Origin of the sequence: Mesomycoplasma ovipneumoniae, from assembly GCF_024758565.1 — a bacterium.
GTDB lineage: Bacteria > Bacillota_I > Bacilli_A > Mycoplasmatales > Metamycoplasmataceae > Mesomycoplasma > Mesomycoplasma ovipneumoniae_B.
In genome coordinates this window covers 78,851-90,909 of sequence record NZ_CP079199.1, presented here as the reverse complement: position 1 = coordinate 90,909, position 12,059 = coordinate 78,851, and the positions used below count along the sequence as shown (strand labels likewise).

General features: G+C 29.7%; 6 protein-coding genes and 1 pseudogene. 1 reads left to right on the top strand and 6 read right to left on the bottom strand.

The window, feature by feature from the left end; all coding sequences use genetic code 4:
• Positions 1–519: 519 nt before the first annotated feature.
• From KW512_RS00235 to KW512_RS00205, 6 genes and pseudogenes are all read right to left on the bottom strand, one after another.
• Entirely contained in the window at positions 520–1,566 is a 1,047-nt protein-coding gene (locus tag KW512_RS00235) for a zinc-dependent alcohol dehydrogenase family protein (RefSeq protein ID WP_258841523.1), read from the bottom strand.
• A 689-nt stretch (positions 1,567–2,255) separates the two neighbouring features.
• Positions 2,256–2,728, bottom strand: a pseudogene (locus KW512_RS00230) (helix-turn-helix domain-containing protein); the annotation flags it as partial.
• 232 nt (positions 2,729–2,960) lie between these two features.
• Positions 2,961–3,248, bottom strand: a complete 288-nt coding sequence (locus KW512_RS00225; RefSeq protein WP_258841521.1) for a hypothetical protein — start codon at positions 3,246–3,248, stop codon at positions 2,961–2,963.
• Positions 3,238–4,107: a hypothetical protein gene (locus KW512_RS00220; protein ID WP_258841520.1), complete on the bottom strand. Its 870-nt coding sequence runs from the start codon at positions 4,105–4,107 to the stop codon at positions 3,238–3,240. The genes KW512_RS00225 and KW512_RS00220 overlap by 11 nt, the downstream gene beginning before the upstream one ends.
• A gap of 513 nt (positions 4,108–4,620) precedes the next feature.
• Positions 4,621–7,098 carry an Ig-specific serine endopeptidase MIP gene (gene mip, locus KW512_RS00215; protein ID WP_309509542.1) on the bottom strand — a complete coding sequence of 826 codons (2,478 nt, stop codon included), beginning with the start codon at positions 7,096–7,098 and terminating at the stop codon, positions 4,621–4,623.
• Entirely contained in the window at positions 7,082–9,196 is a 2,115-nt protein-coding gene (locus KW512_RS00205; protein ID WP_258841519.1) for a putative immunoglobulin-blocking virulence protein, read from the bottom strand. The genes mip and KW512_RS00205 overlap by 17 nt, the downstream gene beginning before the upstream one ends.
• A 179-nt stretch (positions 9,197–9,375) precedes the next feature.
• Here KW512_RS00205 and pepF point away from each other — a divergent pair, with 179 nt between their 5' ends.
• A complete protein-coding gene (pepF, locus tag KW512_RS00200; RefSeq protein WP_258841518.1) occupies positions 9,376–11,199 on the top strand; it encodes an oligoendopeptidase F in 1,824 nt (607 codons plus the stop codon).
• Positions 11,200–12,059 lie beyond the last annotated feature (860 nt).

The window sequence follows — 12,059 nt, the reverse complement described above, 5'->3', positions numbered from 1 at the left end:
TTAAATTGAGCCTAAAAAAATATGTGAAGTTTTGAAAGAACAATAATTAAAAGCCATAAATTTGAAGATTTCTAAACGGTTAAATTTAAGGCATTCCATCATATTTAAAAACATAATGGAAAATTCGCATTTTCTGATTTTTTTATGGCAAAAACATAACTAATTCCCCCTTAATTCTAATCTCAAAATTTATTAATTCATTCTTAGTGAAGATTATTATAACAGAAATTTTTTTAGACCAAGCATTTTTTTTTTTTTTTTGAAAACGGTTAATTTTAAGCCATTGCACTATCTTTAAAACACAGCACAAAATTTGCTTTATTTGATTTTTTAGGAAAAAAACATAACTAATTCCCCCTTAATTCTAATTTTTAAAAATTTATTAATTCATTCTTAGCAAGGTCTAATTATAACTGAATTTTTTTATTTTAAAAATTTAAAATAAAAAATAAGACTCGCAATTTAAAGTAGCGAGTCTTACAAATCAATTTACAAATAATAAAACGAAAATAATAAACTTTATTTTGTCGCGTCAATGAAAATTTTCATTGCTTTATTGTCAGATGCATTTAAGAAGGTATCATAAGCTTTCATGATATCAGAAAGGTTAAAGCGGTGGGTAATTAGTCCTTGAACTGGTAGTTTTCCGGTTGAAACTGCGTTAATTAGCATTGGTAGTGTGTTTGTATTTACTAGTCCGGTTGTAACGGTGATGTTTTTAATTCAGAGATTTTGGAGATTAAAGTCAACTTTTTTACCGTGAACACCAACAACAGAAATATTTCCGCCTGGTTTAACAATTTTTTGGCAAGTATCTCATGTCTGAGGAAGTCCAACAGCTTCAATTGCCACGTCAACACCATCAGGACCAACAATTTCGTGTAATTTTTCTAATAATGTCTCATCAGGAACTAATGTGTGAGTTGCTCCTAATTCTTTAGCTTTTTCTAAACGGTTTTTGTCAAGATCAATCACGATTAATTTAGATGGTGAATATAGTTGGGCAGTTAAAAGCGCTCCCATTCCCACTGGACCAGCACCAATAATTGCTACTGTTTTACCAGGTGAAACTTGACCATATTGAACACCAATTTCGTGTCCAGTTGGAAGTGCGTCTGATAACATAACAGCTACTTCGTCAGAAATTGTATCAGGATATTTATATAAACTATTATCGGCAAAAGGAACTCTTACATATTCGGCTTGGGTTCCGTTTATCATGTATCCGAATTTTCAACCACCTTCTGCTTCACGGCAATGAGAATATAACTGTACACGACAGTTGTCACACTTACCACATGGAGTTATGCAGCCAATTAAAACTTTGTCACCTACTTTAACATTAGAAACACTTGAACCTATTTCTTCAACAATACCAATACCTTCGTGACCTAAAATTCTACCTGAGGCAACTTCGGGATTTTTACCTTTAAAAATTCCTAAATCTGTACCGCAAATAGTTGTTTTGGTAACTCTAACAATTGCATCTGTTGGTTTTTGTATAACTGGTTTGTCAACATCTTCGAGGGCGATACTGTGATCACCACGATAAACTAATGCTTTCATTTTTATATAATGACCTCGTATATAATTATTTGCATAAATAATTATATAACTTTTTTTATAATAAATAAGTATTTTTATTGAAAATTTTTTTAGTCAACATAGTGTAAAATTTCTGCCTTATTTACCCAAGGTTTTGACATTAATTTTGTACTTAGTCACAAAAACCAATTTTTTTCCCTAGTTTCCCAGTTTGATAAGATAATATCCAAAAAGTGTCCGGTTTTTCACCGTTTTTAACTTAAAAAGCAAAATTATAAAATATTTAAACTACTTTTTTAGCTTAAAACACTGACAAAAATCATAAAAAAATACAACTACTATTTAAACTCAATGCAAATAGAAAACTCGTTTTTATTTAAATTGAGCCTAAAAAACAAAATTTGAAGTTTTGAAAGAACAATAACTAAAAGCCCTAAATTTGTAGATTTCTAAACGGTTAAATTTAAGGCATTCCATTATATTTAAAAACATAATGGAAAATTCGCACTATTTGATTTTTTATAACAAAAACATAATTAATTCTCCCTTAATTCAATCTCAAAATTTATTAATTATTCTTAGCAAGATTTATTATAACATAATTTTATTTTTGACCAAGCATTTTTTTTTTTTTTTTGCAAAAGGTTAATTTTAAAATAATAAAAATTAAGATTTTAGGTCAAAAAACCCGTAAATCCGAGAACCTTCTGAACTAATCTTTGCACGCCATTTCTAGTTCTTTTTCCGTCTTTTTTGTAATATTTTCTGAGTCTGTCGTTCCAACTATTACCCATTTATTAGTTTGGATTCAATTAAAAACAGTATTTAAAGATGGTCTTTCAATGTTAGGAAAATTTTCTGCTATATAAAAATATGTCGCCTTAACTCCATGGACTTTTTTGTCATATTTTAGTGCAAAAATTCTGCTGAATTCCTCATATTTCCCTAACTCAACAAATTTGAAATAATACCTATGATAATATCTTTTTTGTCTTTTTCTTATTGCCAAATTAGCTTCATAAATTCCATATTCATTTAGATTTCTTTTAATTTCTCTTGAGACAGTTGAGGGAGAAACATTAAGTTGTTTAGCAATAAATCTAATACTTTTATTGTTCTGCAATAAAAACTCAATTTTTACTAAATCTTCGAAACTAAAATGTTTAAATTTTCTTTTTTCCATGATGCTCCATAAATAAAAAAAATGCAACAATAATATTATTATACTATAGGTTGCATTTTTATCTTCTATTTAGCAAAACCCGGATTTACGGGTTTTTTGCATATTTAGATTCAATAAAAAGTGAATTTTCACCATCAAACTGGAAAACTCAGCTATTTAAAAATTTTTTAGTCAACGTGCTGTAATAAAATTTCTGTCATATTTTTCCAAGATTTTTTCATTAATTTTCTACTTAGTCACAAAAACCATTTTTTTCTAATAGCTTGCCAAGAATTTCTGCACTAACAAAAAAATAAATAGAATTTATTAATGTTTGTAAAAACAAAGGCACTACCAAAATACAAAGGGGAATAAAAACATAAATATATGGTGGAACCGGAAGGTTATAAAGATCCCAAAATAAAATTCCAGCTGCTATTAATCCCACAACTATTGCTAAAATAAATCAACGAAAAATGATGTATGTAAAGGCAACTGTTGATTTATAATATAAGGAAATTTTTTTATAATTATTTTTCATTTTCTTCTAATTCCTTAAATTTCTTAGCAATAAAAATTGCAAAAATATGTCTAATATCAATGCTATGATCATTTTTATATGAAAATACTAAATTTGGACTTAAGTAATTTAGTGATAAATTGCTTATTCCGAGCTTTTCTTTGAAAATATTAAACTCGTCTTTTGAGCTAAATTCGAGCAGCGGCGAGTCAGATTTATAATGAGGATCAGGTAAAATTATATCGTTAAAAAATTTATGAAAATCATTATCAAATGCAAGCCGTAAATTTTTAATTTTAGTGTCATTCTCAAATTCTTTTATTAATTCCAAAACTGAAATTTTCAAAGGTTTTCCATAGTTTGAGAACGGATTTTCCAAGGTTAACTCGACATTTTCAGTGAAATTTTCAATGAATAAACTCAAATCAATTTTTTGAATATTATTCAATATTTTGTCTTGATTTAAAACACAAATATATTGGCTTTTTTGTAAAATTGCATCAAAATAACATTGAGAAAGTTTGACCTTTGTAAAAGGCAAATTAAATTTGGAAATTTCTTTTAAATCATTTATAGTATTTTTGAATTCAATTTCATAATTTTGACTTAAATTCTTTATATTTGAAAGTAATACAAATTTGTTAATTTTATTTGCAATTTGGTAAACTGGCGAAGTTATTGTTAAATTTTCAAGAGTTGTTTGATATTTTTTTGGTACAAAAATAAAACTAAATTCTTCACTTTTAATTGATATATCATAAGGATCAGTGATTTGTTTATCATCAAGAATTGTTGTTTTTTTAATCCCTAAATCAAAACGTAAATTAGAACTTGAGCAAAAATCTAGATCGTTAATTTCAACTGATTTTAAAAAAGTCATACTTTCGGCAAAAGGTCCGCAAAAACAATTAAAGGGTTAATTTTTGCTAATTCATTGGCTTTTTTATAATATTTGTCAAAATTTTCATCTTTTAATTTATGCAAAAGTCCAAAACTTAAGCGGCTTATTAAAAATAATTTTAAAAATTTTATAGATTTAGCAATGGAATTATTGTCAAAATAATCAACAAATTTTTTCCTAAGAAAAAGACCTAAAACAAAATAAACTCAAACAAAGGGTAAGGGCCAAAATGCTGCAGGACCTACTCATCATATATTTTTGTTTCAAAGTAAGCTAGCCCCAATTGCAAAAATGATAAAAAAACCACTGAAATTATTGAAAATGTAAGAATTTGTAGTCCTTTTTCTCCCTTTCTAATATAAAAAGAATTTGAAAACTTAATATAATTGCTCAAAATGACAGAATGTTTTGTTATTTTCATGAAATCCATCTTTATAAAAAATTAGTAATACCATATCTAATTTAGAATGATAAAATTTTTAGTTTAAAAACTTAGTTTTCCTCGTTAATTTTTGATACAACCCGTGAATATGTGCGTTTTTGAATCTCTTCTGGCAAATTAACAACATCAGCCTTTGAGGCAAAAACGTCTTTTCGGGTTGATTCACTAAAGCCATTTGGAAATAAATTAGTTTTTAATTTTTTGTCAGAATTATTGCCATAAAGTTGTAACATTGCATCAAAATAGGACTTAAATTGGTTTTTTGAACCATAAATTATATCATAAGCAGGTAAATTATATTTTCCATAATAACCTTTATAGTCATATCCATAAGAACGTAAAGCCAGAACAAAAGCCGCTGAGGCAGCGTTGTCAGAAGCAAATTGAAGTCCGTAAATTTTTTCATTGCTATCGCGAATTGAAGTTCCACTAACTCCACCACCAGAGGCAAAATTATCAATTAAAAAGCCTTGACCTGAAATTAAATAAGGACTTGAAACTTCACCTTTTTCATTAGGGGCGTGCTGAATTTCAAAATATGAACTTGTAAGTGTTGGATTTGTAATAAAATAGTCAGTTATTCCGGGTAAATTTACAAAAGAACGGTATGAGCGGCTTCATGCAAATTCGCCACCTTTTTCTCAACGTTTGTCTTCTGGGTTATTATTAAAATAAAGAGCTTCAGGTTTATTAAATCAAGGTGAAACTTGGAAGCGTCTATTGGCAAAATCAGTTGGATTTTCATAACGATCAAGCGTTCTTTGACTTTCATTTTGTGTTGAAGGCCAACCAAAACCGTAAAAATCAGTTGGCGGAATTTTTTCATAAATCTTAGGATCAAGAAAGTTTTCTTCACGGCCTTGATAATGATTTTGTTTTTGGGCTTCATTATAATAGTCTTGAGTCATTTTTTTTGCTTGAGCCTCATTGTCAAAATTAACTTCAACAACGGCAAAATCAAGAACTTCTTCAATATTTTGGTACACCTTTTGTGAAGAAAAGTCTTTTGGCGAAGACTTTAGCGCGTTTGTTCCAATTACAATTGTACGCACATTTAAAGGTTTTTTTGGTGTTTCATTGACAAGTAGTGAGTCACGTTCATATTGGCCATCGCGACCGTTATTATATAAAGTTCCCTCTAATTCTTTAACGCGAACTTCTTCGCTGTCATAATAAGTCGCAAATCCTTCGCCAATTGATGTTGGCAATTTTGAATGAATTGGTGTTGTATTTTTTAGTTTAGTCAGAGTAATTGTTCAAGTGTTGTATTGGCGAAATTCCTCACTATAATTTGACTCATCACGGCCTCAGACTTGAGTTTTGTCACTTGGGGTGTCATTTGCAAGTCGCAAACTTGCAGCAACGTGAGCATTTGTTATGAAAAATCACTTTAGAGGATAAGTGCCATTTTCTGTTTTTTCAAAGTCAAGAATTGCTGCTGTTCCAAATGACATATCTGACCGAATTACCCTTTTTACTGCATCAGGATTTTCAATATTGTCATTAGGATCGCGTTGGCGACCATTTCTTATTCCAAAAGAAAACGAATTTTTGGCTATTTTTCGATAAGTATCATTTGGTAAAACTCGCGGTAAACCGTTGCGATTTGATCCACCAGTTAGCTTTTCATTACCCCAATAAGCCGGAACTGCTGGAGGTTGTACAAAATTATTAATTAAAATACCTTTGATCTCGCCATCGCTTCCAATTTCAGGTAAAGAAAAACCACGTAATTGAGCATTTTGATAGTAAGGTTGATTAGCTTCTTTTGCTTGTTGGTTTAATTTTTCAAGAACAGTCGAACTTGGAAGATTAAAACTTTCAGGAAAAGGTTTTAAAACACTTGCGCGAGTAAAGCCGCTTTGACTAGGAATATTGTTCAAACTTCGATGGTATTCTAGTTCTTTTTTAGGGTCATCGTATTTATATTGGTCTTCAACAATACGTTTGTTATTGCTTCACCTTGAAAAAGTTTGACCTTGAGGTGCTAAAGATGCAGTTTTTTCAGGTGAAACTGGCTCAGGCCGAGGCTGATTTGGGTTTGGAATAGCACCTGGATTAGGGCTAGCGCCTGGATTTGGATCAGGATTTGGATTAGGATTAGGATCTGGAGCTGGACTTGGACTTGGATTTTGAGGCTTTGGAGTGTCTTTTTGATCTTGAACTAAACTAACAAGTTCGGAAAAAGTCTTTTGAAATTCCGCTTTTTTGTCTTGGTTTTGTAAGTCATTATCAGAAAAAGTGCTTAGTTTTGATAGGATTTTTTCTGATTCTTGGTTGAATTTACCTAGTTTATCAGAATTTAAAATTTTTTTTAAATTCTGAATTTCTTCATTAATTTTTGTAAGTAAATTATTTATGTTTTCTGAACTACTATTTTGCGAAGAGTCAAATTTATTTTTTAGATCAGTTAAAGATTTTTCAACATCACTAATACTTTTTAAATCAGAATTAATATTAGCACATGAAATAGTGATAATTGGCAAAATGGTTGGTAATAAAAATAAAATTTTAGACCTCAATTTCATCGCTAGCTCCTTCTTGTTGACTGTTTTGGTTAGCAATTTTAGTTTGGATTAAAACATTTCCAATTTGACCACCAAGTTGAGATTTTAACCCATCACTTTCGACATAAATTTGTGTAATTCGTCTTTGGCCATTAGCATTTGCCGCTCTAATGAAAGACTCAAGTTGACTTTTTGCATCACCAGTTAAATTTTGACCTTTTAAATAAAGAGGAATTCCGTAAATTTCCTGACCATTTCGCCTAAATTGAATTTCAGTTGGTGGCGGAGGCGGATCGCCAAAAGCTAACCGCTGGCTAAATTGGGCGCCATCAAAATCGGAAATATTAACAACATAAGCATCCGCGCCACCAACAAGGTCGGCTTGAAAAATCATTCGCTTGAATTTTAAGGTTCGACCACCTTCAAAATTTTCTTTTGCAAAAGGCTCAGGTCAGTTTTCAACATTTATATTATAAACACGGTTAAGTTCGTCAAACCAAATTCCTTTTAGAGTTTTGATATTAGTATCAGAAAAATCTAAAAAAGTCGGTCAACCGCCTTTGCCACCAAAATTACCTTGAAAAACACGTTGGTTAATTTTGGAATTAAAAACAATTTCAAGACCTTCGTTAATTTTAGCAACATCATCGCCTTTGTCAAACCGAAGTGTGTTAAAAATTATTGATGAAGGAAGTTTTTCGCCCGCATTTCTTGTAACGTGAAATTGACTTTGGTAGTCAAAACTAATAAAATCAACGTTTTTCAATGCATTTGGATTAATTGATCAATGTTGTGAAACGGCATTTGAATCTGAATAGAGTTCTAATTCTTTTAATTTGACATTTTCAAGTCCCCTTAATCCGCGAGTTGCAGCTGGATTATTTAAAAATAAAGTCAATTTGATAACTGAATCAGGAATTGATTTTAGAATTGGATCAATATTTTGCAATGAATTAAGCGACCCAACATTTTTAAGAACAACAGCTTGAATTTTATTATCTTGCTTGATTGCTTGGTTCATAATTTTTTGAAATTTATCAAAAGCATTAGAATCATCTGCATTTAGAACAATTGCTTTTATTGGACTTCGATTAGCCCGGTCTTCGTTTTGTTCATTTGGTGTGTATTGGTAAATTTGGATTGAATTACCTGAGACACCGTTTTCTGTAAAAATATTTTCAAAATCTTTTGAAACATCAGTTTTTGTCCAACCGGTATATTCAAGGCTCGAAATTGAACTTGAAACTCGAGAATAATAACTTGGAGTGTTAAAAACTCGGCTAAGATTTTCGGCTTTTAGCCGATTTAGCGTTGGATTTTTAGCATCATCATCATAACCTCAAGCATAAGGATTGTCAGCATCAGGCAATAAACCTTGTTTTAAAAGTTTAATTTCATGGGCTTCCAACGGTTTTGGATTAGCTGCTTCGCGTTTTAGGCGCTCTAATTCAGCTTTATTTTGCTCAAGTCGAATTGCTGGACAATCAATTGAAGGCTCACAAGAGTACAAACTAAGTCGGCGACCTTCTTCTCAACTTCTTCGCGAACCTGGGGCATCATCGCCATTTCTTTTGTTATATTCTTCGTCATAAAAGCGATTTATTTCTTTTACTTGTGCTTCAATATTAATAATCCGCGATTCGAGTTTTTTAATTTCAGCACTAATTCCAGATGCTTTTCGTTGTAAAGCAAGCTGGGTGAGCCGACTTAATTCAGTACCAACTATTAAATTTGGACCCGAAGTTGCACTTTGAGGTGCAAATTTTGGTTTTAAAGTTGGCGCTTGTTGTGGAGCGGCAATTTCTGGCTTTTTTTCTTCAACTTTTTCGGTGTTTTTTATTATAATTGGTTGCTTTGTATCATCGATTTTTTGAGTCTGGTTAGGTTTTTGCTCTTCTTTTTCCTTAAAAATTGCATTTGTAACTGGTGAATTGAATTTTAGATCATTATCAACTTCGTTTTTGGCAATTGTTGAAGGGCTTGAGTTTGAATATGTGTTTTCAAAAGCTGGAAAATTCAGCGATGTTAAATATTGATTAAGAGCACTAGCGACCGGAATAATTATTATAGGCGCAGCAACCAAGAGAACAATTTTGCCTCTTTTGGTCAAAAAAGTCATTATCCACCTCCAAGTTGTGTGTTTTACTTAATTATAACACCTTTTTTTTTTTTTTTTAGGATAGTAATTTTGAAAAAATAAGGTAAAATTATATTCTAAATTTAATTTTTCCTTAAATTATATTATTTATGTAATATCGGAAATTAAGGGCGAAATTTTACAAAAATAAAGGAGAAAAAATGCAATTTAAAAAATATTCAGAAATTCCTGAAAAGCACCGTTTTGATCTAGAAGTCTTACTTGAAGGCAAAACAATTGAGGAAAATTTTGCCGAAATAGTCCAAATTTCGCAAAAATTAATTGAAACAAAGGATCAACAATTTGATAATGTTGAAAATTTTCTTCATTTTAAAAAACTTGAAGAAGACTTTGGGATCAAATATAACAAAATTTATAATTACATTTCAAACAATATAAGCACAAATGTTGTTAGCCCTGTTTTTAGCCAACTTAATGAAAAATTTTCTTTCTTAATGTCAGAATTTGAGGCTAAATTAGGTTCAGTTGATGTTATTTTCTATAAAAATGAAGAAAAAATTCTCAGCTGAATAAATGATGAACGCGTAAAACCTTATTTAAAAGATTTAAATTATCGACTTGATAATAAAAAACATAAACTTGATGATCAAGTTGAAGAATATCTTACAAAAACATCTTTTGGTGAAGTTTCAGTTTATAAAATTTTTTCAATTCTTTCAAATTCAGAAACTAAATTTGCTGATATTATCGACGAAAAAGGTGATAAATTACCACTTAATTCGACAAATTATTTTAATTATTTAAAAACCGGAAGTCCTCATGTTCGTCAATTAGCTTATCAAAATTATTATTCAGCTTATTTGGAACACAAAAATACTTTTGCAAATTTATTTTATCAACATATTAAATCTGCCTCAGTTGATGCAAAGACAAGAAATTATGATTCATTAATTCAGGCTAGCTTATCTTCTGATCGGTTTTTAGAAGATAATTTGCAAAACTTATTTAGTAATGTTGCTGCAGCATTTCCAATTTTTGATAAATTTTTTCATGCCCAAAAACAATTTTATAAAGCAAAATTTGGAACAAAAATGAATCATTGAGACCGTTTAGTTCCACTTGTTGAGATTAAAGATAATTATTCTGTTGAAGATGCCCAAGAAATTGTCCTTAAATCTTTAGAACCAATGGGTCAAGAATATGTAGAAATGGTTAAAAAGTCTTTTTCAGATCGTTGAATTGACTATCACTACGTACCTTCTAAGCGTTCTGGAGCATATTCAATTGGTGGATCTTACGGTCTTGAAAAAAAATATATTCTTATGAACTTTGATTTTACAATTAATTCAGTTCATACTTTAGCTCACGAATTAGGGCACTCACTTCATTCTTATTATTCTGATTTACACCAAAATTATCACAACAGTTCATACCCAATTTTTCTTGCCGAAATAGCTTCAATCTTTAACGAATTAATGGTTGATGATTATCTTTTGAAAAATCAAGATGATGATAATCTCAAATTTGATATTGTTTTACAAAAAATTTCAACCTTTATTTCTACAGTTCAGCGCCAAGTTATTTGGGCTGATTATGAGGCTGTTTTATATAAAAAAATGGACAGCGGAGAACTAACTGGATCATATGATGATTTTGTTGAAATTTACCGTCAAATAATTAAAAAATATAAACCGAATGATGATGAAATTGACGAAAAATCCTTTATTTATAGCGTAATTGTTCCTCATTATTATTATGGATATTATGTTTATAAATATGCGATTGGCTATCTTGCTGCTAATGTTTTCTTCCAGAAATACAAAAAAGAAGGAAAAACAGCAATAAAAAATTACATCGAAAATTTCCTTTCAAAAGGTGGGTCTGACTGACCAAGCGAAATTCTCAAAGAAGCTGGAGTTGATCTTAGTGATCCAGAAATGTACCGTCAAGCTTTTTCACTTCTTGAAAGCCAAATTGATGAGTATATTCGTCTAGGTAAAAAAATATTTAATATCGATTTTTAGTCAAATTTTAAATATTTCATCCAAAATTAAAAAAGCATGTGATTATTTTTCACATGTTTTTTTAATTTTTAAACAAAAAAACAATTAATTATGTTCATTTAGTCAGTCAAAGCCGTTTGTTCCGTGATATCCCGAGTTTCCCAGTTTGATAAGACATTCTTAAAAAAGTGTCCGGTTTTTTAGGCACTTTTTAACTTTTTTGGCAAACTTAGGAATAATAAGTATCAAAGCAAAAAAACTAAATTTTAAATCTAACACTCATGAAAGAAAAATCTACTTATTAATTAAATAAAGCAAACTAAAAAAGCTAAAATTTTAACTTAAAAAGCAAAATTATAAAATATCTAAACTACCTTTTTTAGTTTAAAGCACTGGCAAAAATCAATTTATGGAAAAAATAACAAACATCATAAAAAAATACAACTACTATTTAAACTCAACGTAAATAGAAAACTCGTTTTTATTTACATTGAGCCTAAAAAAATATATGAAGTTTTGAAAGAACAATAATTAAAAGCCATAAATTTGTAGATTTCTAAACGGTCAAATTTAAGGCATTCCATTATATTTAAAGCCATAATGGAAAAAATGGCATTATCTGAGTTTATTGTGCCAAAAACATAATCAAGTCCTCCTTAATTCTAATATCAAAAAATTTATTCTTTTATTCTTAGCGTGAGTTTTATTATAACATAATTTTATTTTAGACCAAACATTTTTTTTTTTTTTTTTTACAAAAGGTTAATTTTAAAATAATAAAAAATAAGATTTTGGGTCAAAAAACACCGATTTACGGGTATTTTTGCATATTTATATTCACTAAAAAGCGAAATTTTGCCATCAAACTGGGAAACTCAGGG